The sequence below is a fragment of the Nonomuraea angiospora genome (assembly GCF_014873145.1).
Lineage (GTDB): Bacteria > Actinomycetota > Actinomycetes > Streptosporangiales > Streptosporangiaceae > Nonomuraea > Nonomuraea angiospora.
On sequence record NZ_JADBEK010000001.1, the window covers coordinates 2,042,206 to 2,068,397 of the forward strand.

Genomic DNA, 26,192 nt, shown 5'->3' on the forward strand with positions numbered 1-26,192 from the left:
CGTCGGCACCCCTCTCAGGCCGGCTTGACGACGAGCGCGCCGTTGTTGATGTTGACGAGCCCGACGAGGTTGATCGCCGGCGCGGTGATGGTCACGCCCGAGGTGTCGACCGTGATCGCTGCCGACTGGGACTGGAGCAGCACGCCGCTGCCCTTCATCGGGGCCACCGGGGTGTCGGACAGGGCGATCTTGCTCTTGCCGGTGGTCTCGATGAGGAGCGCGGGCGCCTTGGGGGTCAGCAGCTTGGCGGTGGCGGGCGGCTCGGCCGGGCTGCCCCAGAAGAAGCCCACCCAGATGGGATGATCGGGGTTGCCTTGCTCGAACTCCACCCAGACCCCCGCACCCGGCGGCGGCACGGCGAAGACGCCCATCTGCAGCCCGGCCAGCGGCACGCACGGCATCGCCCACGACGACGGCAGCAGGCCGAGCACGTCGGGCACGCTGACCAGCAGCCGCCCCTTGCCGAGGGGGTCGTAGTTGTCCAGCACCGCGCCCCGGTACTTGCCGTAGAAGCGTTTGGTGCCCGGCGGCTCGGCGTCCTCGCGCTCGGCGGGGCCGAAGAAGCCGGGGGACTCGACGTACCCGAGCTCGTCCATGGTCATGGCAGGGTCCTTACGGCAGGGGGAGAAACGCGTTGCGGGTCAGGGTGAACTGCTGGGTGTAGGCGCCGCGCGTGATGTCGTGGGTGACGCTCTTGACGAAGTACGTGCCGTCGTAGCCGGGGCTCGCGCCGCGCACGGTGACGGGCCTGCGGGCGCGCAGCGGCCGGCCGTAGCGCAGCACGTCCAGCGTGCCCTGCCCGCCGATGACCTCGTAGCCGTCGGCGGCCCTGGCCAGCGCGACCCCCGCCGCCTGCAGGGGCGACAGCTTGGCCAGGCCCCTGACCACCGACGCCTTCAGCGGCAGCGGTTTGCGGGCGCCCATCGGCGGGTTGACGGGGGTGATGTCCGGGATCGGGACGGGGACGGGGAACTTGGTGACCGGCTCCTGGATCAGCGCCACGTACTGCGTCGCGGAGAACCCGTCGAAGGTGAACGTCAGCGTCTCGACGTTGGTGGTCGCGTCGGCGTTGGCCCACAGGGCCGGCTGCGGCGGCCCGGCCTTGACCAGCGGGCCCCAGTACGCGAAGTTGACGCCCGGCGCCGGTCCCGGCTCGATGGAGAAGTGGTAGCCGGCCTGCGCCGCGAGCGCCTTGACGTAGGCCAGGTCGGTGCCCTGCTGGGCGGGTACGGACTCCAGCGGGTTCGGGGTGGCCAGGTAGACGCTCGGCACGATCTTCGGGACGAGCCCGTACATCGGATATCTGGCGCAGATCATCGCGACCCGCGCCTCCGGCGGCAGGCCCACGTACGGGACGCCGGTGAGGTCGACGATGTCCATCATCCGGGAGACGTCCTCGCCGGTGAGCGTGAGCCGCGCCTGTCCGGGCTCGGCGGACGGCGTCACGTCGTGCCGCGTGACGACGCCGTCCATCAGCACGGTCGCCTGGCCTCTGATCGTCACGACGATCTGCGCCCTGGCCGGCGGGTCGAGCGCCCCCGAGGGCAGCAGCTCGCGGAACAGCAGCGACCGCTTGCCCATGCCGAACGACAGCCGGAACCCGCCCGGCTGGCCCACGCCCTCGCTCACCTGCACCGACAGCAGCGCGTCCACGACCTCGCGCGGCACCTGCTCGGCCAGCACCGCGCCGAGCCTGAGCGACAGCAGCAGCTCAGAAGCCATGCGGGCTCCCGGTGGTCGCGGTGGGCAGGGCGACGTCGAGCCGCCGCCCCGGGCGGGCGGTGAGGTCGGCGGGGTCGAGCACGGGGTTGGCGTCCGCGATCTGCCAGAAGCGCTCGGGGTCGTCGAGGTGCAGCGCGGCGATCCGGTCCAGGCGGTCGCCGTCGCGCACCACGTGCACGGCGATCACGGTGAGGCTGCGCCGGTCCGGCAGGAACCTGCGGCGCACGTACGGGATCGGCTCCCCGCCCTCCGGCCGGTGGGCGGCGATCTCGATCCCCTGGTAGCGGCTGGTCGCGGTGAACATCAGGTGCCTCCTGGTGGGCCGTCGAGGCCGAGTGCGCGCAGCTGGTCGGACGGGTGCAGCGCGGCCAGCTGCTCGCGGCGCCGCTGGTGGCCGATGAACAGGCCGCTCCCCCGGTGGGTGAACCCCAGGTCGTCGACCGTGAGGACGCGCATCGACAGCGACACCTTGGCCCTGATCGGGTTGAGGTTGGAGTCGAACGCCTCCTCCGTGACGGTGAACTCGGTGAGCCTGACCGGCACCACGCGGTCGCGGCTCCACACGAAGACCGTCAGCGGCGACTCGACGGGGACGATCTCGAAGGCGCCGTTGCGGGCCGCCTCGTCCTGCGCGATCAGGGCGCCGGCCGTCGGGTTCACCAGCAGGTCGAGCGTGGCCAGGACGGGCAGCAGGCCGTACGCGGCGACGGCGTCGTTGCCCGGCGCGAAGGGGTCTTCGAGCTGCGTCGTCGCGTCGAGCTCCGCTTCGAGTTTGATGGTCTCGTGCGCGGGCCCGCGCAGCCGCAGCGCCTCGCTGCGGTCGCCGGGTTCGGCGCCCACGCCCTGGGGCTGGAGCGTGCGGGTGATGGTGTCCGGGTTGTACTGCAGGGTGATGACCCTGAGCACCGTGCCGTCGGCGGGGTCGAGCAGGACGAGCCCGCCCCTCGGCACCACGGGCGTCCCCGGTGCGAACTGCGCGCTCACCGCTGCCCGCCTCCCGCCAGTCCGCGGATCCCGGCGACGACGGCCTGTGCCAGCCCCGGCGTGGAGCCGTCGGCGGCCTCCACGCTCAGCCGCCGCCGGCGAGCGGGTCCCGCGGGCCCGTCCGCCAGCTCCCGCCGTACGGCCTCGGTCAGAGCGTCGATGAGCTCCTGCCGGGAGTGGCCCGCCGACTCCAGCACGACCCTGTCGATGTGCAGCACGATGCGCGTCACCGGCCCACCCGCTCGGGGTGCGGGACCGTCAGCGGCAGGCCCAGCTTGCGGAACTCCGTCCGCGCCGCGGCGAGCACCGTCGCGGTGTCCACGGGCCCGCCGGCGTCCGCGGCGAGGAACGCCGCGCCCAGCGCGATCGCCTGTACGGCGGCGCCCGTGACCGGCAGGTCCACGAGCGCGTCGAGATCGAGGTCGCCGAGCGGCACGCCCGCGGGGAAGGCCGCCGACCACAGCCGTCCGCGCTCCTCCCGCCCCGGCATCGGGAAGTCGACGACGAACCGCAGCCGCCGCAGGAAGGCCGGGTCCAGCGCGGCACGCAGGTTGGTGGCCAGCACCGCCACCCCCTCGTAGGCCTCCATCCGCTGGAGCAGGTAGCTGACCTCGATGTTGGCGTAGCGGTCGTGGCTGTCGCGCACCTCGCTGCGGCGCCCGAACAGCGCGTCGGCCTCGTCGAACAGCAGCAGCGCGCCGCCGTCCTCCGCCGCGTCGAAGACCCTGCGCAGGTTCTTCTCGGTCTCGCCGATGTACTTGTCGACCACGGCCGACAGATCGACGCGGTAGAGGTCCTGGCCCAGCTCGTGGGCGAGCACCTCGGCCGCGAACGTCTTGCCCGTCCCGCTCGGGCCGCTGAACAGCGCGGTGACGCCGTTGCCGCGTGCCCTGCGCTCTCCGTACCCCCAGGCGGACATGACCGTGGCGCGGTGCCGCACCTGGGCGACGAGCCCGCGCAGCAGTTCCGTCTGCTCGCCGGGCAGCACCAGGTCCTCCCACCTGGCCTGCGGCACCGTCCGCCGGGCCAGGGCCTCCAGCCTCGGCCTGGCCGAGGTGCGGCAGGCCGCCCACAGGCGCGCCCGCCCGTCGGGGGCGTCGATGACCGGCCGCAGGGCGGTGGCGATGCGGTGGACGGCGGGCACGCTCAGTCGGAACTGGCCGGCCAGCGTGCGCGGCACCCCCTCCAGAGGCAGCCCGGTCGCGGCCGCCCACAGCTCGGCCTGCTCGGCGAGCGTCGGCCGGCTGACGTCCACCACCGACGTGGCCCGGTCGGTGACCGGCCACACCTCGCGCGTGGCCAGCAGGACGAGCCCGCCCGCCTGGGACAGGAAGCGCCGCAGCGCCGTGGCCGTGGCCGGGTCGGCCAGGTCGGCGTCCACGGCGTCGAGCAGCAGCGCCATCGGCAGCAGCAGGCTTTCGCGCTGCCACAGCCTGGCCACCAGGTCCTGGTCCGTCCCCGCCGCCACGAGCGCGCCGACCGGCAGGTGGTACAGCTCGCGGTTGAGCAGCGCCATGGCCCGTACGGCGACCAGCTCGCTGCTCGGCTCGTCGCCGCCGAGCAGCTGGATCACCGGGAAGCGGCCATCGGGCGTGTCGGTCAGCGCCGCGCCGACCAGGGCGTCCACCGCGGCCTGCGACGAGCGGGGCAGCCCGAGGCCCGCCGCCGGGTCGGGACGGTGCTCGACCAGCCCCGTCAGCCGCTCGTCGAGCCGGTTGAGCCCTCTGATCAGGTCGACGATCCGGTCGTCGGCCCGCAGCGGCACGGCGGCCAGCGGCTGGGCGCCCGCGCCCACGGGCTCCACCAGCCGCCAGAACCGCAGGCCCCGCTCGGGCGAGAGCACGTCCCAGCGGGCGTCGTCGAACAGGCGCAGCGCCAGGGCGAACGTGGGGGCGGGCTCCCCCTGCGCCGCGGCGATCAGCGCGGTGATGCCGGGCTCGATCGCGGGGGCGGCGCACAGCAGCAGCACGTCCCGTTCGAAGTCGCTCAGCCCCAGCCGCTCGGCGATCTGCGCCAGGGCGGGCGCCCCGAGGCCCGCCATCGCCCGAGCCGCGGCCTCCCGCGCGCCCGCCATCGCCTCGGCCGCCCCCTGCCGCCCGCCCGCCGTCACCTCGGCCGCCCCCTGCCGCGCGCCCGCCGTCGCTTTGGGCGTGCTCTGCCGCGCGTCCGCCGCCTGCGCCGCTCCTCGCCGCGCGTCCGACGGCGCCGCGGCCTCTCGCGCTGCCTCTGCGCCGGTGGAGGGCGCGTCAGTGGCGGAGCGATCACGGGGCCTTCGCCACCCCCACTTCGACCCGAGCGGCTCCGGCTGAGATGGCTGAGCGGCGGGACGCAGGGGCGGCGGGGTGAGGCCGGCGAGCCGGACGGCCAGCCAGTCCAGGGACGCCTTCAGGTAGGCGCCGTTGGCCTGCTCCCAGGCGGGCGCGTCGGTCATGGGATCACCACCTCGGCCGTGGGGCCGGTCTTGAAGGCGCCCGTGGCGCGGTCGACGATGTCGGTGTCCACGCCGTCCACGCGGACGCGGACCTTGTACGTGCCCGGCGGGATCGCGGCGACGACCGACAGCGTGCCGGTGCCGGCGGTCAGCAGGGGCACCGGCAGGTGCAGACCGCCCACGAGGACGGCCGCCTGCTGGCCGACCAGCACCGGATCGGCGACGGTGGCGGTCACCGTGGTCCTGGCCGGGGTGCCGCCGGCCGGGGTGGCGGCGAGGGCGACGATCTCGGGGGCGACGGCCAGGGGGACCTCGTTGGTGGGCACCCCGCCGGACGCGGGCGTCAGGGAGATCGCCCACGGTCCCGCGGGCAGCCCGGTGGCGGGCAGCGCGACGGCGACCTCGCCGGCTCCCGGGGACGGGAGGTGGACCTCGGCCGTGGCCGGCACCCGCAGATGACGCAGGTGGGCGACGAGCGCGCCCGCGGGCAGGTTGCGCACGCTCAGCGTGACGGTCTCGCCGGGCAGCGCGACCGGGCTGCCCGGCACGCCGTACCGGATGCCGGTGAGCGCCGGGAACGGCGAGGCGGCGTCCGGGTGGGCGACCGGCGACCTGCCGTCGGGGCCGCGCTTGAGCACGGGCAGCGGCGCGGCGCCGGGCGCGGGGTTGTCGATGAGCACCGCCGAGACCTGGTAGGACGCCGAGACCCGGTACGGCGTGGCGAACGCGGTCCACATCTTGGCGATGTCGTCCTGGCTCAGCGACTCGAAGCTGACCTTCACGTTCTCGAGCTGCAGGTGCAGGTCGCTGCCGGGCAGCGGGATCGCCGTGGCGGCCTGGATCTCCTCCCCCGGCAGGATCGGGGTGTCGTGCAGGGCCAGCATCGCCGCGCCGAGCAGCTCGTGGGCGGTGCCCTCGTCGTTGCTGTAAGCGGCCAGCAGGTAGTGCAGGACCAGCGGGAGCAGCGGCCTGGGCGACTCCCCGGGCGGCGCGCCGGGCGGGTCGGCATTACGGAAGGAGGGGTGCATGTCGGTGCGGTACAGGAACAGGTTCACGTGGTCGCCGTTGACCTCGTCGGGCGCGCGGTCCGGCGGCACGACGGTCACCTGCGGTCCGCCGAGCCGGTTGAAGATCCTGGCGCGCAGCGCGGCGGTCACGGCGGCGATGGCGAGGGAATTGCTCATGCGCCCTCCTTCGTCGGTCGCATGAGCAACAGTTGGCTGTGTTTGATGGGTCGCTCGCTTCGCTCGCTCATGCCAGCTCCCCCTTGCTCCGGCCGCGCAGGTACCTCTGGAGCACCGAGGCGTGGTCCTTGCGCGGCGGCCTGGCCTGCGGGGCGGCCTGGGCCTGCGGGGCGCGTACCTCGAGCCGGCCGATCGAGATCTCGACCACCGGGGGCGCGGGGGCGTCCTGCGCCGTCTGTGCCCGCGAAGGCCGGGCCGGGGCGGCGAGCACGGGGCCCGCGGCGACCCGTAGCAGGGGTGCGCCCGCCGCGCGCCCGGCTTCGGCGAGGCCGGGGAGCGGCGAGTCGGGCCGGTCAGCGGGGAAGTGTGGCCGCGGCGGGGCGGCGGGGGCGCGGCGCGCGGCGCGCGCCGCCCGGACCGCGCCGGCCGGGTCCGCCGCCTCGGGCTCGGTCAGAGGCGGCGTCCGCTCGTGGCGGGCTTCCCGAGGGGCGCGCGGGGACCGTTCCACCTGGATCTCGTGCTCCGCGTACACGTCCGCCTCCTGCGCCGCGGGTCGCTGGAGTCTCGTCGCGGGGACGCCGGTCGGCCGGGCGGGGTCCGGCGCGTCGAACAAGGCGGGCGGTTCGGCCTGGGCGCGGGTCATCGGCGGTTGGTCCTCGTACAGCGAGGCCGGGCGGGGGCGGATGCCGGTCACCGGCTCGCGGCTGCGCGCGATCAACCGCTGGACCAGGCCGCTCACGATCTCACCAGCCCCAGGTAGCACTGCCGCCGCCAGGCGCTCAGCGCGAGGACCTGCGGCTCGGTCCAGCCGTAGGCGGCGGCCAGGTCGTGCACCTCCAGCAGGGTTCTGCGGCACCAGCCGTCCAGCTCCGACCACAGATAGCTGACGATGTCGAAGGACTCGGCCCACTCCCGCCCGCAGTCGGGGCACGACAGGCACAGCTCGACGTCCACCAGCGGGTCGGCCGCGGCCCAGGCCGCGGCCGTCTTCTCGGCGTCCCCCGCTTCGGAGCAGCGGCCGAGGAGGGCTTCGCACGGGTCGCGCTCGGACAGCGCGGCGGAAAGGTCGGCGCTGGTGGGCAGCCGGCACGGCGCCGAGGCCGGCGGGTCGAGCAGTTGCTCCTGGTCGAAGGAGACCTCCACGTCCGTGCCGCACTCCGGGCACGTGGACACGCCGTCCAGGCTGGAGCCGAACAGCGCGGCACGCAGCTCGAACAGAGCCCGGTCGCGCTGCCCGACGGTCAGGTGGGCCAGCTCGCCCGGGGAGCGGCCCGTACCGGCCGCGAGCAGGGCGAGGCCCCGCTCCAGCGGCGTGCGGTCCCAGCCCGCCTCCCACGCGTCGAGCAGCTCAGCGGCACCGGCCACCACTGTCACCGGACCGCCCCTCAGGAGTCCTGCTCGGTGGGCTCGGTGACGCTCAGGTCGCGCACCCATCCCTCGTTCTCCAGCTTCAGGTGCTGGATCGCGATGGCGTTGGCGTTGGCGTCGAGGTCGGGCAGCGCCTGGAACTCCGAGACCCAGCACCGGAAGACCTGGTACGCCAGCACCTTCTGGCCCGCCTCGTTGAAGACCTCGATGACGAGGTCCTTCCTGAAGGAGGCCAGCGCCACCTCGCGGTCGCGCTGGTCGGGGCCGGCCTGGGCGTTGGCGTAGTTCCACACCTTGTTGGCCCACTGCTCGAACTCGGGGTCGTGGGTGACCCCGCGTTCCAGCGTGATCGGCTCGTACTTGGTGCGGCCCGGCGACTTGCGCGAGCTGGAGTGGTCGCCGCCGTCGCGGTGCTCGACGACCTCCGTGGTCCGGCGCAGCGCGCTGACCTTGCTGATCCCGGCGACGTACTTGTTGTCCCACTTCACCCGGAACTTGAAGTTCTTGTACGGGTCCAGGCGAGTGGTGTTGACGGAGAACTGAACCATGTCGCTCCTTGGGACTGGCCGATCGTCAGGCGTCGGGACGCTTCTGCTGGATCCGGATGCGCACGAACTCGGCGGGTTTCAGCGGCTGGAAGCCGACGTCCACGTTGACGACGCCGACGTCGATGTCGGCCTGCGGGTTGTTCTCCCGGTCGCACTTGACGAAGTACGCCTCCCTGGCCGTCCTGCCCTGGAAGGCGCCCTGGCGGAACAGGCCGTCCATGAAGGCGCCGACGTTCAGCCGGATGGAGGCCCACAGCGGCTCGTCGTTGGGCTCGAACACCACCCACTTGGTGGCCCGGAACAGCGTCTCCTCGATGAACAGGGCGAGCCTGCGGACGGGCACGTACTTCCACGGGTCGCCCACCTCGTCGTTGCCCCGGCAGGTCCGCGCCCCCCACACCACGTGCGAGTAGACAGGGAAGGTGCGCAGGCAGTTGACGCCCAGCGGGTTGAGGCCGCCGTTCTCCGCGTCGGTCAGCGCCACGGTCGCCGAACGTACGCCGGCCAGCGCCGCGTCCACCCCCGCCGGCGCCTTCCACACCCCGCGCAGGGTGTCGGTACGGGCGAACACCCCGGCCACGGTGCCGATGGGCCCCACGGTCAGGTCGGGGCCGCCCGCCGGGTCGGAGATCGTGAGGCGCGGGTAGAAGACGGCGGCGTTGCGCCCGGCGACGCCGGTGACCGGCAGCCCCGCGCCCGCCCCCGAGGTCGCGTCGGCGACGCTGGTCCAGGAGAAGGGCGGGTCGAGCAGCAGCATCGCCCTGCGGTCCACGCACAGCCGGGCCGCCGCGTCGATCACCGGCGCCCAGCGGGCGTCCCTGTCGTCGGTCCCGGACGTGGGGGGCGCGAGCTGCGGCGGGATCACCAGCAGGTTGAAGATCGGCACGTCGAGCAGGGCCTGCATGCCGGTGCGCCGGACCGGGTCGCCGATCACGTCGACGAGGTCGAGCGTCACGTCGGCCGCCTGGGTGGCGGTCTTGTCCCCTTCGGCGGGCCGCTTGTCGACCGCGCCGCCGTCGGCCGGCCCGACCAGCCGGGAGGTCTCCAGCGCCCGGTCCAGCCACCTGCCCCGCAGGGCCGGATCGACGGAGACCTCGTACGTCTCGGCCGTCCTGCCGGAGACCTTGATCGTCAGGGTGTAGTGCTTGCTGTCGGCGGCGTCGTGCTTGACGGTCGCCGTCAGCGTGTTGCCCGCCGTGCCCGGGGTCCTGGCCCGCAGCTTGACGCCGTCGCCGAGGTCGATGGCGGCGTACTGGGTGTCGCCGCCGACCCGTACGACGATCGCCTTGGCGCCGCCGTTGAGGAAGAACTGGTAGACCGCGTAGCTCAGCTCGCTGCCGGTCCACAGCCCGCCGAAGGTGCTGTCGTAGTCGGTCCAGCTGTTGATCGTCGTCGGCGTGCGCGGCCCCTCCAGAGCCAGGCCGACGAACGCCGCCACGGACGTGTCGACGCCGACGATCGGCCGGACCGCGCTCTCGATCTCCTCAAGATAGACACCGGGATAGGTGAATCTCGTCGCCATCGGCCTTCCTCGTCCCGTAGCCGCAGAGCCCTCTGCCGGTAGTGTCGGCCCAGGCCATAACCCGGCCGTCACCCCACCGTCACTGCGCCATCACTGCGGCCCGCGCGATGCGCCTCCCGCCGGCCTCGTGGGGACGATCGGGCACACTCGTCCTATGCGTAACGGACGGCTCTTCACCATCGTGGGCGGGATCTTCGGTCTGATCGGGCTGGTGCTGCTCTGCGTCGGCATCGCGCTCGCCGCCTCCACGGCGGGCTTCCTGGCCTCGGCCGGACGGACCGACGGCACGGTGGCCGGGCTGACCGCGCGGACCAGCACGACCCGGAGCTCCGACGGCCACACGCGCAGGACCACCTTGTGGTACCCGACCGTGGAGTTCACCGTCGGCGGCAGGCGGTACGCGTTCCAGAGCTCCACCGGCAGCAACCCGCCGTCCCATGAGAAAGGCGAAAGCGTCCCCGTCGCCTACGACCCGGACGATCCGTCCGACGCGCGGATCGCGTCGTTCTGGTCGGCGTTCCTCGCTCCGCTGATCGTCGGCGGGCTGGGGGTGGTGTTCACCCCGATCGGGACGGTCCTGTTCGTCAAGGGACGGCGGATCACCCGGCCGCGGACCCGGATCGCAACCTGATCGACCTGGACGCGCTCCCGTCCCCCGCCCCGTGACCCTCGCCCGGATCAGGGCCGGGGCGTCGTGGTGAGCTTCGCGATGTCGGGGGCGTAGACGGTCATCCAGTGCGGGTGCAGCCGGTAGTAGACCACGTCGTCGACCCAGTCGAAGGCGTCGTCGCCATAGAAGTCCTTGAAGTACGCGAGCAGGTCCGGCCAGTCCGCGGCCGGCTCGCCGTCCAGGGGGTTGAGGATCTCGACCGTGCCGTGGGTGAACACGCCCAGGTCCTCCCCGCGCATATGCGCGACGCTGGCGGCGGGGCGGGCGGCGAGGTGGCGGGCCTTGGCGGCGTTGCGCGCCGTGCCGAAGTGCCACTTGCCGTGCAGGAAGTGCCCGTCCGCGCCGCTGATCCGCGGCTCGCCCTTCGCCGTCACGGTGGACAGGGCGAGCGTGCACATGCCGGTCAGGATCCGGGTGAGCTGCTCCGCGGTCAGCGTGCGCTCGGTGACGATCGAGCGGAGGTGCGAGGTGGAACGGGAGAGGGAGGCTTCGAGGAGAGCCTGGAGTTCTTTGAGCTCTTCGGGCGTTTCGCGCATGGAGGTCCTTGTCTCTGTCTATTCGTGAACCGGTCGGCGTCAGCCGTCGACGCCGACCGGAGAATCCATGCTGGACCCGAAACCCGACACCTTATGTCGTGTTTTTTTGCCGTTCTCATCGTCCCGCGGTGATCGCCGGCGCCTGCCGTTCGTGGAATCCGCCGTCCGGGGAGCGCACGATGATCCCGGTCTCCACCCCGTGCTCGGCCACGTGGCGATCCTCCTGCTGAAGGGCCAGGCAGATCCATCGGGTGACGACGAAGGCGATGACGGGGCCGACGACCACGGCGAACCTGAAGAAGATCGTCACAGCGTCGACCGTGAGGTGGAACTGGTGGGCGAACTGGTCGTTGGCCGCGGCGGCCCACAGCAGGCCGTAGAACGTGACGCCGGCGACCGCGACGGCCGTCTTCACCGGCGTCTCGCGGGGCCGGTCGAGCAGGTCGTGCGCGGGCGTCTCGCGGGCCATGCGGGCCGTCGTCTTCGGCCGGCCCTGGGCGTCGCGGCGGGCGCGCCGCGCGGCGAGGAAGCGCTCGGCCGTCGGGTAGGCGGCCAGGACGGTGAAGAAGAGCCCGGGGATCACCAGCGTGGGGACGATGACCGCGAGGCTGAGCGTGTAGTCCCCGATGGCGAGCTCCCATCCGGGCATGATCCGGAGTGCGCCGTCGAGGAAGCCCATGTACCAGTCGGGAACCGAGCCCGCCGAGATCTGCGTCGGCGTGGCCGGGCCGTACAGCCAGATGGGGGCGATCTGGAACCCGAACCCGAGGATGATCAGCATGCCGATCGTCGCGAGCGCCATCGCCGGGCGTGCGCTCCGCCGCGCCGGCAGCGAGACGACGAACCGGGAGTGGCCGTGCCGCCGTACCAGCAGCTCGCGGGCGATCAGCAGCGCGGCCATGACGACCGCGACGAGCAGGTGGCCGCCGTACATGACCGGAATGACCCTGTCGCCGGGGAAGTCCGGGCCGAACAGCAGTGACAGCGCCCAGGTGCCCACCACGGGGACGGACTGCGCGACCGACTTGATCAGCCACAGGCTCCCGCCCGACAGCAGGTCGTCCGGCAGGGCGTTGCCGGTCTCGCCCGCGGCCATGCCCAGCGCCAGCAGCGTCACCCAGATCAGCCACTGCCCGGTGCGCGGGCGGCGGAACGCGCCGGTGAGGAAGAGGCGCAGCAGCTGCGCCACGACGGCCGCCACGAAGACGAGCGCCGCCCAGTGGTGGACCTGGCGGATGAGCAGGCCGCCGCGCACCTCCAGGCTCAGGTGCATGGTCGAGTCGAAGGCCCTGCTGACGAGGAGTCCACGCAGCGGGCCGTATGAGCCGTCATAGGTGACCTGGGACATGCCCGGGTCGTAGAACACCATCAGCACCGCGCCGGTCACCGCCAGGACGACGAACGACCAGACGGCGATCTCCGCGAACATGAACGACCAGTGGGAGAACTGAAACGAGCGGCGCTTGGCCGGCAACGAACGCATGTGAGCCCCCTAAACGTGCCTCACCCACAAGACGGATTCGGGGCGCGAGGTGTGACACTGGCGAGGCTCCGGTGACGGTGATTCGCGTCACCGCGCGGCGGGTGATGCGGGCCCGCCGCGCCGCGCGCTTCGGAAGGAGACCGCCGCCCGCTGACTCCGGCCGGCGGCGATCAGGCCGGGTAGTCCTTGGGGTTGATCTGCGTGGCCTGCGCCTTGCCGCCCTTGACCGGGTGGAGGGTGATGGTCCAGATGCTGTACGAGGTGGCGGTGGTGACGAACTTCAACCGGTCGGTGAAGCGCTGGTAGCTGGCCCCCACGGCGAACCTGCGCTTGCTGGTGCTGAAGCGGGAGCCGGTGGTGAAGTAGATCCGGTACGAGCCGTCCCTGACGTCCTTGATGCTCGCGGAGGACTTCGCGCGGACGTAGATGCTGATCGCCTTGGTCCTGCCCTTGACGAGGGTGACGACGCCGTCCCTCGACGTGCCGTTCTTGATCTTGAGGACGCCGCGGCCGCCGCTGAGGCCGTCGTAGATGATCCTGCCGTTGGCCGGGCGGGCCGCGGCGGCGGCGCTCTGCGAGGCCGGGGCGGCGGCCTGCGTGCCGGTCGCGGCGGTGGCGCCGGCCGGGGAGGCGGTCAGCAGGCCGGCTGTCAGCGCGACGGCGACGGCACCGGCCCGCAGGGCGGCTCCTTCGAGGGGCTTCTTCACGACGAACACATCTCCTTGGGCGCATGGTCACGGCCAGGGACAAACATAGAAGAAACCGGGCGGATCGCGTACCTATTATGTCCCAGGGGTGCCCTTCACGAAGTCGCGGAGGTCGCCGGACAGCTCCCGCAGGCTCGCCTCCACGCTGTACATCATGTGGCCCCCGGCGTAGCCGGCCGTCCGGACGCGTTCGCGGGGCCAGGCCGACTGGCGTACGGCGTGCCGGGCGGCGCCGATCGTCGTCGTGAGGTCGAACAGGCCGGTGCAGATGAGCAGCCGCATCGCCGGCGCCCGCCGCATCGGCCGGGCGAGGGAGTCCATGTAGGGCCAGTCGCCGAAGGGGGACGTCGCGCCCCACCGCCAGACGTCCGCCGGGGCGTGGCCTCCGGCGTCGACGGGCGGCTCCATGCCGGCGCGGTGGACCAGGCGGCCCAGCGGCTCAACGTCAGCCGCTTCACGGTCTGCAACTACCTCAACGAGCTCCAGGCCGAGACCGTCGAGTGAACGTCCGGCCTCAGGTGTCGCCCCGCGCCCCCACGACGATCATGCCGGTCGTGTGCAGGCTGGTCAGCAGGGCCCAGTCGTCGGCCGGGTCGAGCCAGACCTGGAGCTCGGCCGGCCCGGACGGCCGCGGCAGCGTCCCGGCGGGCTCGTAGAAGGCCGAGACCAGGACCAGGGGCACCGGCGCCTCCCACCGGGAGGGGGCCGGCGGCTCGTGCCGGCCGCCGAGCAGGACGGCGCGCTCGGCCTCGTCACAGGCGACCAGCTCCGGTCCGGCCGCGAGCTGGGCCTGCAGCCTGACCTGCAGGTCTATGGCGAGAAGGACCCGAGCCGCGGCGCGCTCGTCATCGGTGGCGAGCGCGGCGTAGCCGGGGATGAGCATCCCGGTCAGCTCGGCGGCGTCGTCGGCGTAGCCGCGATAGGTGCCGCCCGCGTAGATCATCTCGTAGCGGTACGGCCGGCCGTCGCCGTTGACCGGGGCGGCCGGGGGTGGCTCCGCCGCCGAGGAGTTGCGGATGATCACGGCCACCGGCCGGCCTCCCGTTCCGTGGTGAGGTCGTTCATGTCGCGGGCACCCAGCGGGTGGCGGCGAACAGGGCGGTGAGCTGCTCCTTGTCGGCGGCCCGCCAGAACAGCTCGTCCATCAGGACCCGGAAGGACATGCTGCCCCGCTCGGTGAGGTCCAGCCCGGGCTCCAGCTTGAGGAGCTCGGCGTGGGTGCCCAGCCGGTCGACCTGGCCCAGGTTGGGCAGATCGCCCAGTGTCGCGTTGCGGAACGCCGCCTCGACCAGCGCGAGCGACACCTTCACCTGAGACTGGATCACGGCGGCGTCGAGCGAACCGTCCCACAGCCGGAACTCGATGTGGTCTTTCACGGTCCGTTTCATGCTCTCCATGTTCACCGCGGACTTGCGGGTGTTGAGATTGCGCACCCGCGCAATCGACTCGTAGCCCGGTGCCGGCAGCCGGTTGGGCCGGCACTGCTCCACGCCTCGGTGGCTTTCCCGTTCCGGATTGTGCCCGAGTCTGAACAGGGTGTCGGTGTGATGACCCGCGTAATTCAGCACGCTGGTGTAGTTCTCCGGGATGTGGTCGTAGTCGTGCGTGCTCACGTGGACGTGCCCACCGGCCGAGGCGCCGGCCGTGCCCCCGTGCGAGCGGATGATCTCGATGGCGACGCGGAGGTTCTCCCACGTCGCCGGCTCGTCGTACAGGATGGGCGAGACCAGCTCGCCGTCGACCGTGCCGTCCTTTTCCAGCCTCCACAGACCGCGCCCGCCGTTCTTGCCCGACCGGTAGCCCTCGCCTTGCATGGTGTGGTAGTCGTGCACCTGGTCGTCGCCGGTGAGACCGGCCGCGTGCAGCGCACGGGCGATGGCCCGCAGGGCTTGGTGACGGTTGTGCTTCGGCAGGTCGAACTCGATCTCCAGCCCGAACCCGCGCCCGCCGTCCCTGGCCGCCAGGGACGCGGTGGCGTTCTCCAGCAGGTAGGGGATCACCGGCTCTCCCCTGACGGCGCGTTCCACCGCCTGGTCGTAAGCCCGTCGATACGCCGCGAAATCCCCGGTGAACGACACTTCAGGGCGCTCCGGCCAGCGCTGCCACGCACGGGTGCGGGCCTCCAGCGAGGCGACCAGCTCCTGCTTGGCCACGGCCAGCGGGTCGTTGGCGACCAGGCGCGACACGGTGCGGCGCAGGGAGGACTGGTGGAAAGCCTGCCTGGCCTGCGTGTGCGCGTCGGCCGCGGCCTGCCGGGCGTCCCGGACGGCCGCGGGCGACAGGTCGTGCAGGCCCGGCGGGACCTGCTGCGGGTCCGGCCGCGGGACGACGTTCACGCGCAGGGCGTCGAGCACCACCTGCCTGTCGACCGGCCCGACGAGGTCGACGACGTGCGGCAGTGCCACGGCGGCCTGCCGCACCAACTGCTCGACGGAATGGTGGTAACCCGCGTCCCCCGCCAACCGGCGCAGCGGATCGAACACCCACATCCGGGACGGCGACTCGGAGCCGGTGCTCTCGGCGAGGCGCGAAAGGACGCGCGCCTCGTCGTCGCTCAACCGCGTCAGGCCGCGCTCGGCCGCGATCCGCCGCCCGTCCCAAAGGTACGGGTCGCGCGCCCGGTAGGCGCCGAGGCGGCCGACGAGGTCCTCGCGGTCGGCCGCCCGCGCCAGGTCGGCGCCGTCCGCCTGCGCGTCCGCGGCCAGGCGGACGAGCTGCTCGGCGGAGCGTCCCATCCCGAGGTCGCCGGCCAGGCGCTCCAGCGGCGGGACGGTGTCACGGCCGGAGTTCGAGACGATCTCCTCCAGGCGCGCGGACAGCCGCGCGATGGGGTCGCGCAGCTCGGGCAAGGAGTATCTTTCGGCGAGCAGCACCCCGTTCCACAGGTACGGGTCGTCCTGCCAGAACCGGTCCATGGCGGCGCAGAACTCCGCCTCCCCGGCCGTCCCAGCCGGGAAGTAGCCCCTCTCGTGGGCCGCCCGGACGACCGGCAGCAACTCCTTGACGTCGCCGATGCCGTACCGGTCGAGCACGGGTTTGACGAAGCTGCGGACCTTGGCGGAGGTGATGGGCTCCCCCATCATCTCGGCCATGAGCCCGATCGTGCGTGCCTGCGCGGCGGTCGCCTCGGGGAGGGAGAACCGGGCCTGGTACCGCTGCCCCGTCCAGCGATAGGAGTCCGCCGCCATGGCGTTTCTGAGAGCGTCGACCAGGTTCGTACGGCTGGTCGTGCCGTCCGGGTTCAGGCCGGATCGCCGGGCATTCTCGTAGACCTCCACCAAGGCGTCGAGATCGAGGTCCAGGCCGAGTTCGGAGGCCAGGTCGTGCAGGGCCCTTCGCGGGTTCGGCCAGTTGAGGGTCCGGCTCATCGAGGCCAGGGCTCTTGCCGTCGTGTCGCCCCCGTCGATGACGGGCAGCTCCTCCACCAGGCGCCGGCCCTCCAGGAGGACCTCGTCCGGCTCGGCCGGGGGGTTGCTCAGCAGCCGCTCGATCCGGTTCGGCGGGCCGTCCTGGCCCGAGCCTTCCTGGCGCGAGCCGTCGTGGTGCGAGCCCTCCTGACGCGAGCCCTCCTGACGCGAGCCGTCGTGGTGCGAGCCGTCGTGGTGCGGGCGGTCGTTGCCGGGTGCCCAGCGGTGGACGATCGCGGCGGCTTCGGCGAAGTTGCGGGGCCGCGGATCCGCGATCGGCGAGAACCCGTCGATGTCGAGGAGGCCGGGCGCCTCGTGCGGGTGCGGCGCGTTCGCCGGGTTCGCCGGGTGCGGTGGCCGGGGGCCGGTGCCGGGAGCCGCCAGGACGCGGTCGAGTTCGGTGCGTACGTCGGGCCAGGCCCGCGCGAGGTCGGGGTGCAGGTTGAGGCCCGGCACCTCCTCCAGCGGCACCCATACGTTGTCGAGCGACTCGCGGGAGGCGGGCCAGACGTCGGCCCGGTGGGACATCTCGCCGATGACGGTGTCGTACGCCCAGCCGCCGTGGTCGTCATGGTGGACCCCGCGCACCGTCACCTCACTCGGGTCCAGCCTGTTCTCCTCGCCGGCTTCGCGGAAGCCGCCGTCGACCGGATCCTCGCCGCGGTGGAGGGCGCCGCCGGGCAGCCCCATCGTCCCTCCGTGCTGCGTCTCCATGGAACGCAGCTGCATGAGCACGTGGACCTCACCGCCGGGAGCGCGGTGGAAGAGCAGCAGACCGGCCCCGCCTTCCGTGCCCCAGTGCCGGTGACCCTGCTCGCACTGGATCCATCCGTCGGTGGGCTTGGAGACCTGCCAGCCGGGTGGAAGGTCGGAATAGGCGGCGGGTGTCTCGGTGACGTGCGGCGGCCGCAGCACGGTGACCTCGCCGGGCGTGGCGAGCACGACGAACTCGTTGAGAGGCAGCTGCCCCATTCCCGTCCACGGCGTGGACAGCACCTGGGAGGCCGGGAAGACCGCCGCCATGACCGCCCCGTCCCCCAGGCCGGTGTACCGCTTGGCGACCCCGGGCATGGCGCTCCACGACTGCAGCGGCAGCGCCGGCGGGGCCGGTACGACGTCCCCGTTCGCGGCCTCCGCCAGGCCGGGGACCGGATGCCGACCGAAGGTGATCCCCCGGTAGAGCACCAGCTCCTCGATGCCGCGGCTTTCGAGCTCGCGCTGCGTCTGCGCGTACTGCTGCCGCAGGAAGTCGCGCAGCATGTCACCGGAGCGGGCGTGGACCTTCGCGGCCGTCCTGGCGCGGCTGGGATCACCGTACGCCGACAGGTCGAGAACCCCGGTCAGCCCGAACTCGTCGAGCGCGGCCATGTGCATGGCCAGCCGCTCCGGCAGCATCTCGCTCGCGCCGTAGCCCCAGGTACGCAGCAGCTCCTCGACGGCCAGCCGTCGCGCCGTCCGGTGCGCTTCGGGCGAGTCGAACGGCAGCCGCTGGATGATCCGGCGTTCGCCTTCCGCGTACCTGCGGGCGCCTTCCACGAAGGACGGCAGGTCGCTCCGTTCGACCGCCTGCCAGGTCCTGATGGTCTTTCCCATGACGCGGACCTCGCTCTGGACGAGGTCGCTCGCGGGGTCGCCGACCGCGGCCTGCAGCGTTCGTTTGCGGCCCACGCCGAGCATGTCCTTCGTCGAGGACCGCATCGCGTCCGCCAGCCGATCCACCGTGGCGGAATGGGCGGCCTCCCAGGCGGGACCGCTGATCGGGTCGTAGGCGCCGTCCCGGCTGAGCAGGTCCGCCACCTGGCGCGTCACCGGCTCGATCCGGCGCGGGTTCTCGGGCAGCGGGCTGGACCTGGGCATGATGGTCTGGCCGCCCTGGAGGTCCGTATGCGCGTGTTGGGGCGTCTCCGGAGAGACTACCGGCGCCCGCTGATCGGTCGCAGGCGGATCGGTCGCAAGCGGAGCGGTCGCAGGCGGCTCGCTGCGGTCGATGCCATCGCTGCGGTGGCTGCCGTCGCTGTGGTCGCTGCCGTCGCGCGGCGAGGGGGCGGATTCATCCGTGTGCCGCTCCTGGACGGTCGGCGCCGTTTCGGTGGTTTCGGGAGGCGGGCTGTCCTGCGCCTGGCGGTGGTTGGCCTGTTCGCCGGAGCCGGGGGCGTCGGGGGTCGGGGTGATGATCGCCGGGACCGTGGCCGGGAGCAGCGACGTGCGAGGGAGGCTGCCCGGAGTCGCGGGCTCGGCCCGCGGGACGGTGGGGACGGTGTCGCCGATCGGGGCTCGGGCGGCGGGCAGGTTCTGCTGGGGTGGTGGTGCGAGGGTGCCGCCCTGCTCGGCCCTGTCTCCGACCGGAGTGTGCAGAAGCACGTCCTGGCGCCGGGTGACCTCGCCGACGATCACCTGGCCCTGGTGCGGCTGGGGGAGGTTGGTCCCCGGTTCGGGCTGCTGCCGGTTGATCAGGGTGGCGACGTCGGCGTGCTGTTCGGGCCCGGGGTGGTGCTGCGCCACGGCGGTGGCGTCGCGCCCTGCGGGCAGCGGGGCGGCGGTGTGCGGTACGGGCGGAGCGGTGGCATCAGGCGGTACCGGCGGAGCGGCGGCGTCAGGCGATACCGGCGGAGCGGTCGCGTCAGCCGATATGGGCGGAGCGGCGGGGTCGTGCGGTACGAGTCGGGGCGAGGACAGGGGCTGGCCGCCGGATGAGGGCGGCGGGTCGGCATGGGGGGACGAAACGGGCGGGGTGTCCCCGAGCTCCGCGACCGCCCGCATCGGGATGAAGCTCACCCGGGCCGAAGCGGGGATGTCGAGGCCGCCCGCGACACCGGAGATGAAGGTGTACGCCAGGTGCTCGCCGTCGAGTTGCCCGCTGAGCGCCAGCCCCGGGACGGCTCCGGCGGTGCCCGCCGCTCCGCCCAGCAGCGCCTGGCCGTACATGCTCTGCGCGATCGCCGCGATCTTGTCGCGTACCGCGAGCTCGGCCTCGGACGCGACGTACACCATCTGCCGGCTCAGCAGCCGTGACAGGGCCGCGTTGGCGCCGGCGAACAGGGCACCGGTCAGCGCGCCGCTGCCCAGCGACATCGCCAGGGACGCCAGGTCGAAGTCCCCCGCCTCGCGATCCCCCCAGATCTGCTGCGCCACCTGCACGCCGAGGTCCAGGCCGCCCATGATCCCGGCGAACTTCAGCATGTTGACCAGGACGAGCCGCTTCAGCGTCTGGATGTTCACCTGGGTCAGCAGCGCGTTGTGCTGGATCAGCCGGAGAACGGCCGGGCCGTTGACGTAGATCCACACCAGCAGCTTGACGATCATCGCGCCGAGCAGCGCGAGCGAGGCGTAGATCATCCACTCGGTGTGCTGCATCCGCACGCCGTGCTCGCGCAGGGCCGCCGCCTCCTCCCGGAGCGACTTCTCCAGGAGGTCGATCAGCGTCTCGTCCGAAGGGGGGCCGTCCGCGTCCGGCTGCCCGCCGAGCACCTTGAAGACCTGCTCGAACGTCTCCTTGGCGGCGCCCTGCCATTGGTGGTCGCGCAGCGACCGCACGACCGCGGCGGCGTCGTCCGACTTGATCGTGGCCAGCAGGTCCGCCAGGTTCTCCAGCACCTGCGCCTCGGCGATGACGCCGTCGACATCGGTCTCCGGAAGTGCCCCGCCCGTCAGCGGCAGCGCCAGCGGCCGCACGATCTCGGGCACCAGGCTGAGATCGAGTCCCATCACCGCGGCTCTGGGGTACCGGGCCGTGGCAGGAACGACTCGAGGTTCGTTCCCTCGCCGAACAGGTCCTCGAACGGGAGGTCCGGCATGCCGAAGGGCTCCATCAGCTCCTTCATCTCGGTGGAGACCTGCCTGGTCGCCCGCCCGATCTGCTCGACGACGGAGGCGGACAGCTCCGACGGGGACAGCTTGCGGTAGACCCGGGGGTCGAACTCGATCGTGCGCACCTCACCGCGGGGACCGACGGTCACGGTCACCATGCCGTCCTTGGACTTCGCCGTCGCCGACAGCTCCCGTACCTTCTCCTGCATCTTCTTGAGCTGTTCGGTCTGCTGGTTGACCTCCTGAACGAGTTGCTCCAACAGCCGCCACGGCTCGTCCATCGTCACCTCCGTCCCTCACAAGCACCAAAAACCTCAGAAACACCATTCTTTCCCGATTCTTCCACCGATGTCTTCACTTCCCGGCTAGGCTCCCCAGCCGTGGAGTACGACGGCGTCGTCTACAGCAAGACCCACCTCCACCGGCTGGCGAGCGCGGCGGACGGCATGGCCGGTGACGTGTCCGGCGCCCACACCCGGTTCGAGGCGGCGTCGAGCGTGGCCCGTACCGCCCTGGGCGACGACGACTACGGCCGCGCGTACTGGCAGGCGCGGGGGCAGCGGATGGAGAGCATCGGCAGAGGGCTCGGCCTGCTCGCGTCCGCGCTCAAGGAGCAGGAGAACCGGCTGCACCTGGCGTCGAAGACGTACAAGGCCGGCGAGGACGCCAGCACCCTGCGGAGCTGAGAGCTTTCGTCCCGACCGGGGAAGGCGGCTAGGACGACCGCCATCCTCCCGGGGGCGAATCAGGAGCCGATCAGGGTCGGCTCGGCACAGATCGCTTGCCGCGTCCCGGCGCCGTCCTGTAATGCCAGGCGTATTTGCTGTTGCCGGTGGAGTGGCGTTGTCATCAAAGGTCTCGGCACCTCCCCGACCGGCCACTCGCCGGCGCTGACCATCAGGCGATCCGGTAGGCGGCGGCGCCGTTGTGCAGGAAGCGGGCGCGGCCGTGCCCGTCGGAGCCGACCAGGGACAGGACCTGGTGGCCGTCCGACTTCGGTTCGGCGGTGATGACCGAGCTGTCGTTGAGGCGGACGACCTCGACGCGGTTCTCGGACCCGCCGAGGACGGACTCGGCGAGTTCATTGCGTGCGCGATAGATGAGGAACGCGCGGTCGTGCTCGCTGGTGAGGGTGATGTCGTACAGGGTGGAGCGGTAGGTGCCGCACATGCGGTCCGCGTCGATCTGGATCGGGTTCAAGGGCGGCACGGGGAGTGGTGCCGTCTCGACGCCGGCGAGGTCCCTGAGCACCGCATCGAAGATCTCGTAGGCCAGCGGCGCACCGCCCGCGCTGTTGGTCAGCACGGCGACCGCCACACCCGCCGATGGGACGACGCGTAGCCATGCCTTCTGCCCCTTGGCGACACCGGTGTGGCCGACGACGCCGTCCTGGTAGAGCATCCAGCCGAGTCCCCAGCCGATGACGCCGCCGCCGAAGTCCGGGACGGATTCGACCTGGGGTTCGCGCAGTGCCGCCAGCGCGGGGTCGGTGAGGTGCAGGCGGACGAACTCCAGCAGCTCGCGTGCGCTGATCGCGAAGTGCGAGCCGCTGGGCGCGGAGTAGTAGGAAACCGCCCACGCTTTCACCGGGACGACCTCTCCGCCGCTCTGGACGTGGCCGACCGCGGCGCGGTGCAGGATCGCCTCGTAGGTGTCGGTGGCGGCGGTGCGCAGGCCCAGTGGTGTCACCAGGCGCTCGCGGAGCACGTCGTGGAAGGGCTTGCCGCGTAACACCTCCACCAGCCTGCCGAGCACCACGTACCCGCTGTTGGAGTAGGACAAGACGGTGTCAGGCGGGAGGAGCTGGTCCGCCTCGGCGAGGGTGGCGACGAACTTCTCGATCGCGTCGTCGTTGCGACCGGTGTCGATGAAGTGGTTGCCGTCGATACCGCCGGTGTGGGTGAGCAGGTGGCGGGCCGTCAGCGACTCGGTGGCGGCCGGGTCGCTCAGCCGGAAGCCGGGCAGGTAGTCGCGAACGGGACGGTCAAGATCCAGCACACCGTCGTCGACCAGTTGCTGGATCAGCGTGGCTGTCCAGATCTTGGTGATCGAGCCGATCTTGAACACCGAGTCGGTCGTGGCCTCGACCCGGGTGCGCAGACTCAGCACGCCCGCGGCCTCGTCCTGGATTTCCCCGTTGACCAGCACGGCGACCTGTGCGCCCGGTACGTCGTACTTCGCGACAAGCTCGCCCAGATTCCACTCCATCCCGCCAGGCTAGTGGCCCTTAAGCCTGCGGTCCTCGTACTCCATGAGGTCCCAGAACGACCTGTAGCGGTTGGCGCCGGGGAGCCAGGGCGCGTGGAACCAGGCCTCCCATTCGCCTTCGGCGGTCTTGACGCGGGGATTGAGAAGGGTCCACCCGTCGTCCCAGTGCCCGACCAAGAGGAGGTCGGGCAAGTATTCCTCCCTGAGGTTGATGCAGTCCTGCTTCTCGCTGTAGTCGAAGTAGAGCTCGTCGGGCACGCTCCGGGGCGTGTGGCCCTCGGGTGAGCAGTATTCGACGAACCAGGGCTCGAGGTCGCGGAACCAGCCGGCGGTCGCGGTGGACCGCAGGCAGTATTCGTCGTCGGCGTCGCCCCAGCCGTCGGCGAACAGGAGGAACTGCCGGTAGCTCGGCGGCAGCTCCATGCCCAGCCGCTCTTCGAGCCGGCGCACGTCCGCCTCGCGGGCCGGGGGGCGCAGGGCGTACGTGTCCGTCAGCGACGGGTCAGAACCTGCGGGTACCCGGTCCCCCACCTCCGGGAAGAGGGTGGACCACGCGTACGGGGTGCTCATGGTGGGTGAAGATATCCAGCACGACCGACGTTTCCGGTTCACGGCCCCAGGCGGGCGAGGTCCTTGACGATGGCGCCCCCCTTCATGACGATCTCGATGTGCGCGGGGTCGGCCAGCGCGTGGATGTCCCGCAACGGGTCGGCGTCGGTGACCACGAGGTCGGCGAGCTTGCCCGCCTCCAGCGTGCCCACCTCGCCGGAGATGCCGAGCAGCTCGGCCGCGGTACGGGTCCCGGCGACGATGGCGGCCATCGGGGACATGCCGAGCCCGACGAGGTGCCCGAGCTCGCGCAGGTTCTCCCCGTGCGGGCACACGCCGGCGTCCGTGCCCAGCGCGATCCTGGCTCCGCGCGCGATCGCGTGGCCGATGTTCCTCTTGGTGATCTCGGACCACTTCACCTTCTTGGCGTAGTGGTACGGCTGCATCGTCTCCTTGTTGACGGCGAACACGGTCGACAGCGTCGGGACGAGGAAGGCGCCGCGCTCCTCCAGGAGGTCGAGTCCTTCGTCGTCGATGCCGTACCCGTGCTCGACGCTGGTCACCCCGCCCCGCAGGGCGGTCAGGATCCCCTTGCGGCCCTGCGCGTGCGCGGCGATGGGCTTGCCGCCGTGCCGGTCGAGCTCGTCGGCGATGGCCCGGACCTCGTCCAGGCGCAGTCCCTCGTCGTCGGGGTGGTCGTGCCTGCTCCCCATGCCGCCGGTGGTGCAGATCTTGATGAGGTCGGCTCCCTGGCGCAGCACCCGGCGCGTCGCCTTGCGGACCTCGTCGACGGTGTCGGCGATCTCGATCAGCTCGGGCATGGTCGGCGTGATCGTCCCGCCGTACAGGTGCATGTCCCCGTGCCCGGCGGTGTGGCTGATCGGGCTCACCGCGAGCTTCAGCCGCGGGCCCGGGATCAGCCCGCGCTCGATCGCCTCGCGGAAACCCGAGGACAGCCCGCCGAGGTCGCGCGCGCTGGTGACGCCGGCCTCGAGGGTCGCCCGGAGCCGCGCGGCGGACTCGAGTACGGTCAGGGCGGGATCGTTCTGGAGGGCGTGGAAGGGGCCGTTCGCCAAGGAGAAGCCCATATGCACGTGGCAGTCCACGAACCCCGGCAGGAGCGTCCGGCCGCGCAGATCGCGGACGTCCGCGCCGTGGACCTGCGGGGCCTCGGCCGCCGGGCCGGCGAAGCCGATGGCGCCGTCCGGGGTCACGTCGAGGACGCCGTCCTCGACGGGCGGCGCCCCGGTGCCGTTGATGATCCTGACGTTGGCGAGGCGGAGCTTTCGGTGGGTGGTCAAGCGGAGTCCTTCTGACGGGGTTCGATGTCGAAGCCTGGAGCGCCCGGGACGGAATCGAGCAGGGTGCGGGTGTACGCGTGCCGCGGACTCCCGTAGAGGTCCGCGGCCGGGGCGTGCTCGACGATGTCACCGTGGTAGAGCACCACGACCTCGTCGCTCACGTGCCGGACGACCGCGAGGTTGTGCGAGATGAAGAGCATGGTCAGGTTGAGCTCGCCGCGCAGCTTGGCGAGCAGGTGGAGGATCTCCGCCTGGACCGAGACGTCGAGCGCGGAGGTGATCTCGTCGGCGATCACGACCTCGGGCCGGATCATCAGGCCCCGTGCGATCGCGACCCGCTGCCGCTGCCCGCCGGAGCACGCGTGGGGGTAGCGGTCGATGGTGTCGGCGGGCATCCTGACGGCCTCGAGCCACTGGACGATCTCGTCCCGGTGCCGCCGCACGTCCGCCCGGCGCGGGTCCACGGCCTCGGCGAGCGCCTCGCCGATCGTGCGCCGGGGGTCGAGCGACGAGTACGGGTCCTGCGGGATCAGCTGGACCTTGCGCCTCAGCGCCCGGCGGCCCGCGCCCCGCGCGGAGGAGATGGGGACGCCGCCGATCCGGACGCTCCCGGCGGTCGGACGGACGAGCCCGACCAGCGCCTTGGCCAGCGTCGACTTCCCCGATCCCGACTCGCCGACGATGCCGACCGTGCGGCCCCGGGCGACGTCCAGGGTGATGCCGTGCAGGACGCGCGTCGCGTTCTTGCCCCAGCCGTAGCCCACCTCGAGGTCGCGTACCTCGACGGCCGTCTCCTCATCCATGCGAGTGCTCCTTCGTGCGCGGCGGCGTCCACGACGCGTCGATGTCGGGGGTGGCCTCCAGCAGGGCCCTCGTGTACGGGTGGCGGGCGGTCTCCACGGTGAGCTCCGCGGCGACGACCTCCTCGACGATCTCGCCGCGGTACATCACCAGGACGCGGTCGCACAGCGCGCGGACCACCCCGATGTCGTGCGAGATGAACATGATCGAGGCGCCGAACTCGCGGTTGACGCGCTTGAGCTCGCGCAGGATCTCCGCCTGGACGGTGACGTCCAGGGCCGTGGTCGGCTCGTCCGCGATGATCAGGCGCGGCTCGACGGCCAGCGCGGCGGCGATCATGGCGCGCTGCCGCATGCCGCCAGAGAGCTCGTGCGGATGCTGCTTCATGCGCTGCTCGGGCCTGGTCAGGTGGACCACCCGGAGCGCGTCGAGGATGCGCCGCGCGGCCTCCCGCCCGCCGAGGCGCTTGTGGGTCCGCAGCACCTCCGTGAGCTGGGTGCCCATGCGCAGCGCGGGGTTGAACGTCGAGCCCGGGTCCTGGTAGATCAGGCTGACGGCCTCCGCCATGAGGGCCGGCGGGACGGGCCGGCGCAGGTCCAGGTCGCCGACCGCCATGCGGCTCGCCGTCGAGGTCAGGCCGTCCGGCAGCAGCCGCGCGAGCGACATCGCGGTGAGGGTCTTGCCCGACCCGCTCTCCCCCACGATGCCGACGATCTCGCCGCGCCCGATGCCGAAGGAGATGCCCTTGACCAGCGGCGTGTCGCCGGCGTGGATCCACAGGTCGCGCACGTCGGCGAGCTGGTCGCTCGTCCCCTCCTGCGCGGCCGGGGGTGTTCCGCCACGGACCCGTGCGGTGTGCCCGCGCGGGTTCGCCGCCGCCGCGAGGCCGTCGCCGATCAGGACCGCGCCCAGCCCGGTCAGGACGATGAGGAACGCCGGGCCGGCCATCTGGAAGGGCCGCTCG

The 26,192-nt window shown here is 72.3% G+C and carries 26 protein-coding genes; 3 read left to right on the forward strand and 23 right to left on the reverse strand.

Annotated elements, in window-relative coordinates; all coding sequences use genetic code 11:
* Positions 1–14: 14 nt before the first annotated feature.
* From H4W80_RS09290 to H4W80_RS09340, 11 genes are all read right to left on the reverse strand, one after another.
* Positions 15–602 carry a phage baseplate assembly protein V gene (locus H4W80_RS09290; protein ID WP_225963335.1) on the reverse strand — a complete coding sequence of 196 codons (588 nt, stop codon included), beginning with the start codon at positions 600–602 and terminating at the stop codon, positions 15–17.
* Positions 603–612: 10 nt separating this feature from the next.
* A complete protein-coding gene (locus H4W80_RS09295) occupies positions 613–1,722 on the reverse strand; it encodes an ATP-binding cassette domain-containing protein (protein WP_192784713.1) in 1,110 nt (369 codons plus the stop codon).
* On the reverse strand, positions 1,712–2,026 hold the full coding sequence (locus tag H4W80_RS09300; RefSeq protein WP_192784714.1) for a LysM peptidoglycan-binding domain-containing protein: 315 nt from the start codon (positions 2,024–2,026) through the stop codon (positions 1,712–1,714). Before H4W80_RS09300 ends, H4W80_RS09295 begins: the two co-directional genes overlap by 11 nt.
* Positions 2,026–2,706 (reverse strand): hypothetical protein, encoded by a 681-nt coding sequence (locus H4W80_RS09305; RefSeq protein WP_192784715.1) that lies wholly within the window; start codon positions 2,704–2,706, stop codon positions 2,026–2,028. The genes H4W80_RS09300 and H4W80_RS09305 overlap by 1 nt, the downstream gene beginning before the upstream one ends.
* Positions 2,703–2,936, reverse strand: a complete 234-nt coding sequence (locus H4W80_RS09310; RefSeq protein WP_192784716.1) for a hypothetical protein — start codon at positions 2,934–2,936, stop codon at positions 2,703–2,705. The genes H4W80_RS09305 and H4W80_RS09310 overlap by 4 nt, the downstream gene beginning before the upstream one ends.
* The gene (locus tag H4W80_RS09315) at positions 2,933–5,137 is read right to left on the reverse strand and encodes an ATP-binding protein (RefSeq protein ID WP_192784717.1); all 2,205 of its coding nucleotides are present in this window, start codon (positions 5,135–5,137) and stop codon (positions 2,933–2,935) included. The genes H4W80_RS09310 and H4W80_RS09315 overlap by 4 nt, the downstream gene beginning before the upstream one ends.
* A complete protein-coding gene (locus H4W80_RS09320; protein ID WP_192784718.1) occupies positions 5,134–6,321 on the reverse strand; it encodes a Pvc16 family protein in 1,188 nt (395 codons plus the stop codon). The genes H4W80_RS09315 and H4W80_RS09320 overlap by 4 nt, the downstream gene beginning before the upstream one ends.
* A gap of 67 nt (positions 6,322–6,388) precedes the next feature.
* Positions 6,389–7,060: a hypothetical protein gene (locus H4W80_RS09325; RefSeq protein ID WP_192784719.1), complete on the reverse strand. Its 672-nt coding sequence runs from the start codon at positions 7,058–7,060 to the stop codon at positions 6,389–6,391.
* Entirely contained in the window at positions 7,057–7,695 is a 639-nt protein-coding gene (locus H4W80_RS09330) for a hypothetical protein (RefSeq protein WP_192784720.1), read from the reverse strand. Before H4W80_RS09330 ends, H4W80_RS09325 begins: the two co-directional genes overlap by 4 nt.
* An 11-nt stretch (positions 7,696–7,706) precedes the next feature.
* Positions 7,707–8,237 (reverse strand): phage tail protein, encoded by a 531-nt coding sequence (locus H4W80_RS09335; protein ID WP_192784721.1) that lies wholly within the window; start codon positions 8,235–8,237, stop codon positions 7,707–7,709.
* A gap of 25 nt (positions 8,238–8,262) precedes the next feature.
* Positions 8,263–9,759, reverse strand: a complete 1,497-nt coding sequence (locus H4W80_RS09340; RefSeq protein ID WP_192784722.1) for a phage tail sheath family protein — start codon at positions 9,757–9,759, stop codon at positions 8,263–8,265.
* A gap of 154 nt (positions 9,760–9,913) precedes the next feature.
* Between H4W80_RS09340 and H4W80_RS09345 the strand changes: the two genes are divergently transcribed.
* Entirely contained in the window at positions 9,914–10,390 is a 477-nt protein-coding gene (locus tag H4W80_RS09345; protein WP_192784723.1) for a DUF3592 domain-containing protein, read from the forward strand.
* A 47-nt stretch (positions 10,391–10,437) separates the two neighbouring features.
* Here H4W80_RS09345 and H4W80_RS09350 read toward each other — a convergent pair whose 3' ends face one another.
* The 4 genes from H4W80_RS09350 to H4W80_RS09365 form a co-directional block, all read right to left on the reverse strand.
* Positions 10,438–10,965, reverse strand: coding sequence for a pyridoxamine 5'-phosphate oxidase family protein (locus H4W80_RS09350; RefSeq protein ID WP_192784724.1), 528 nt, complete (start codon positions 10,963–10,965; stop codon positions 10,438–10,440).
* 115 nt (positions 10,966–11,080) lie between these two features.
* On the reverse strand, positions 11,081–12,448 hold the full coding sequence (locus tag H4W80_RS09355) for a cytochrome b (protein ID WP_192784725.1): 1,368 nt from the start codon (positions 12,446–12,448) through the stop codon (positions 11,081–11,083).
* Between the two features lie 170 nt (positions 12,449–12,618).
* On the reverse strand, positions 12,619–13,155 hold the full coding sequence (locus tag H4W80_RS09360; protein WP_192784726.1) for a hypothetical protein: 537 nt from the start codon (positions 13,153–13,155) through the stop codon (positions 12,619–12,621).
* Positions 13,156–13,230: 75 nt separating this feature from the next.
* Complete coding sequence (locus H4W80_RS09365) at positions 13,231–13,476, reverse strand: hypothetical protein (protein WP_192784727.1); 246 nt, start codon at positions 13,474–13,476, stop codon at positions 13,231–13,233.
* Positions 13,477–13,533: 57 nt separating this feature from the next.
* Between H4W80_RS09365 and H4W80_RS60435 the strand changes: the two genes are divergently transcribed.
* The gene (locus tag H4W80_RS60435; RefSeq protein WP_225963336.1) at positions 13,534–13,659 is read left to right on the forward strand and encodes a helix-turn-helix domain-containing protein; all 126 of its coding nucleotides are present in this window, start codon (positions 13,534–13,536) and stop codon (positions 13,657–13,659) included.
* Positions 13,660–13,669: 10 nt separating this feature from the next.
* Here H4W80_RS60435 and H4W80_RS09370 read toward each other — a convergent pair whose 3' ends face one another.
* Genes H4W80_RS09370 through H4W80_RS09380 form a run of 3 tightly spaced genes read right to left on the reverse strand, consistent with a single transcriptional unit; the run spans position 13,670 to position 20,650 of the window.
* A complete protein-coding gene (locus H4W80_RS09370) occupies positions 13,670–14,185 on the reverse strand; it encodes a hypothetical protein (RefSeq protein WP_192784728.1) in 516 nt (171 codons plus the stop codon).
* 31 nt (positions 14,186–14,216) lie between these two features.
* Positions 14,217–20,267: an NUDIX domain-containing protein gene (locus tag H4W80_RS09375; protein WP_192784729.1), complete on the reverse strand. Its 6,051-nt coding sequence runs from the start codon at positions 20,265–20,267 to the stop codon at positions 14,217–14,219.
* On the reverse strand, positions 20,267–20,650 hold the full coding sequence (locus H4W80_RS09380) for a YbaB/EbfC family nucleoid-associated protein (protein ID WP_192784730.1): 384 nt from the start codon (positions 20,648–20,650) through the stop codon (positions 20,267–20,269). The genes H4W80_RS09375 and H4W80_RS09380 overlap by 1 nt, the downstream gene beginning before the upstream one ends.
* 99 nt (positions 20,651–20,749) lie before the next feature.
* Here H4W80_RS09380 and H4W80_RS09385 point away from each other — a divergent pair, with 99 nt between their 5' ends.
* Positions 20,750–21,055 carry a hypothetical protein gene (locus H4W80_RS09385; RefSeq protein ID WP_192784731.1) on the forward strand — a complete coding sequence of 102 codons (306 nt, stop codon included), beginning with the start codon at positions 20,750–20,752 and terminating at the stop codon, positions 21,053–21,055.
* A 211-nt stretch (positions 21,056–21,266) separates the two neighbouring features.
* Here H4W80_RS09385 and H4W80_RS09390 read toward each other — a convergent pair whose 3' ends face one another.
* Genes H4W80_RS09390 through H4W80_RS60440 form a run of 5 tightly spaced genes read right to left on the reverse strand, consistent with a single transcriptional unit; the run spans position 21,267 to position 26,176 of the window.
* Positions 21,267–22,577 carry a serine hydrolase domain-containing protein gene (locus H4W80_RS09390; RefSeq protein ID WP_192784732.1) on the reverse strand — a complete coding sequence of 437 codons (1,311 nt, stop codon included), beginning with the start codon at positions 22,575–22,577 and terminating at the stop codon, positions 21,267–21,269.
* Between the two features lie 9 nt (positions 22,578–22,586).
* Entirely contained in the window at positions 22,587–23,147 is a 561-nt protein-coding gene (locus H4W80_RS09395; RefSeq protein ID WP_192784733.1) for an SMI1/KNR4 family protein, read from the reverse strand.
* Positions 23,148–23,185: 38 nt separating this feature from the next.
* Positions 23,186–24,427 (reverse strand): metal-dependent hydrolase family protein, encoded by a 1,242-nt coding sequence (locus H4W80_RS09400; RefSeq protein ID WP_192784734.1) that lies wholly within the window; start codon positions 24,425–24,427, stop codon positions 23,186–23,188.
* Complete coding sequence (locus H4W80_RS09405) at positions 24,424–25,230, reverse strand: ABC transporter ATP-binding protein (protein WP_192784735.1); 807 nt, start codon at positions 25,228–25,230, stop codon at positions 24,424–24,426. Before H4W80_RS09405 ends, H4W80_RS09400 begins: the two co-directional genes overlap by 4 nt.
* Positions 25,223–26,176, reverse strand: a complete 954-nt coding sequence (locus H4W80_RS60440) for an ABC transporter ATP-binding protein (protein WP_225963337.1) — start codon at positions 26,174–26,176, stop codon at positions 25,223–25,225. The genes H4W80_RS09405 and H4W80_RS60440 overlap by 8 nt, the downstream gene beginning before the upstream one ends.
* Positions 26,177–26,192 lie beyond the last annotated feature (16 nt).

Bases quoted from the DNA above. Each gene is read 5' to 3' on its own strand.
- H4W80_RS09335 (WP_192784721.1), bottom strand. From the start codon at position 8,237: ATGGTTCAGTTCTCCGTCAACACCACTCGCCTGGACCCGTACAAGAAC.
- H4W80_RS09405 (WP_192784735.1), bottom strand. From the start codon at position 25,230: ATGGATGAGGAGACGGCCGTCGAGGTACGCGACCTCGAGGTGGGCTAC.
- H4W80_RS09345 (WP_192784723.1), top strand. From the start codon at position 9,914: ATGCGTAACGGACGGCTCTTCACCATCGTGGGCGGGATCTTCGGTCTG.
- H4W80_RS09350 (WP_192784724.1), bottom strand. From the start codon at position 10,965: ATGCGCGAAACGCCCGAAGAGCTCAAAGAACTCCAGGCTCTCCTCGAA.
- H4W80_RS09355 (WP_192784725.1), bottom strand. From the start codon at position 12,448: ATGCGTTCGTTGCCGGCCAAGCGCCGCTCGTTTCAGTTCTCCCACTGG.
- H4W80_RS09300 (WP_192784714.1), bottom strand. From the start codon at position 2,026: ATGTTCACCGCGACCAGCCGCTACCAGGGGATCGAGATCGCCGCCCAC.
- H4W80_RS09365 (WP_192784727.1), bottom strand. From the start codon at position 13,476: ATGGACTCCCTCGCCCGGCCGATGCGGCGGGCGCCGGCGATGCGGCTG.
- H4W80_RS09340 (WP_192784722.1), bottom strand. From the start codon at position 9,759: ATGGCGACGAGATTCACCTATCCCGGTGTCTATCTTGAGGAGATCGAG.
- H4W80_RS09295 (WP_192784713.1), bottom strand. From the start codon at position 1,722: ATGGCTTCTGAGCTGCTGCTGTCGCTCAGGCTCGGCGCGGTGCTGGCC.
- H4W80_RS09290 (WP_225963335.1), bottom strand. From the start codon at position 602: ATGACCATGGACGAGCTCGGGTACGTCGAGTCCCCCGGCTTCTTCGGC.
- H4W80_RS09375 (WP_192784729.1), bottom strand. From the start codon at position 20,267: ATGGGACTCGATCTCAGCCTGGTGCCCGAGATCGTGCGGCCGCTGGCG.
- H4W80_RS60440 (WP_225963337.1), bottom strand. From the start codon at position 26,176: ATGGCCGGCCCGGCGTTCCTCATCGTCCTGACCGGGCTGGGCGCGGTC.
- H4W80_RS09395 (WP_192784733.1), bottom strand. From the start codon at position 23,147: ATGAGCACCCCGTACGCGTGGTCCACCCTCTTCCCGGAGGTGGGGGAC.
- H4W80_RS09315 (WP_192784717.1), bottom strand. From the start codon at position 5,137: ATGACCGACGCGCCCGCCTGGGAGCAGGCCAACGGCGCCTACCTGAAG.
- H4W80_RS09320 (WP_192784718.1), bottom strand. From the start codon at position 6,321: ATGAGCAATTCCCTCGCCATCGCCGCCGTGACCGCCGCGCTGCGCGCC.
- H4W80_RS09380 (WP_192784730.1), bottom strand. From the start codon at position 20,650: ATGGACGAGCCGTGGCGGCTGTTGGAGCAACTCGTTCAGGAGGTCAAC.
- H4W80_RS09390 (WP_192784732.1), bottom strand. From the start codon at position 22,577: ATGGAGTGGAATCTGGGCGAGCTTGTCGCGAAGTACGACGTACCGGGC.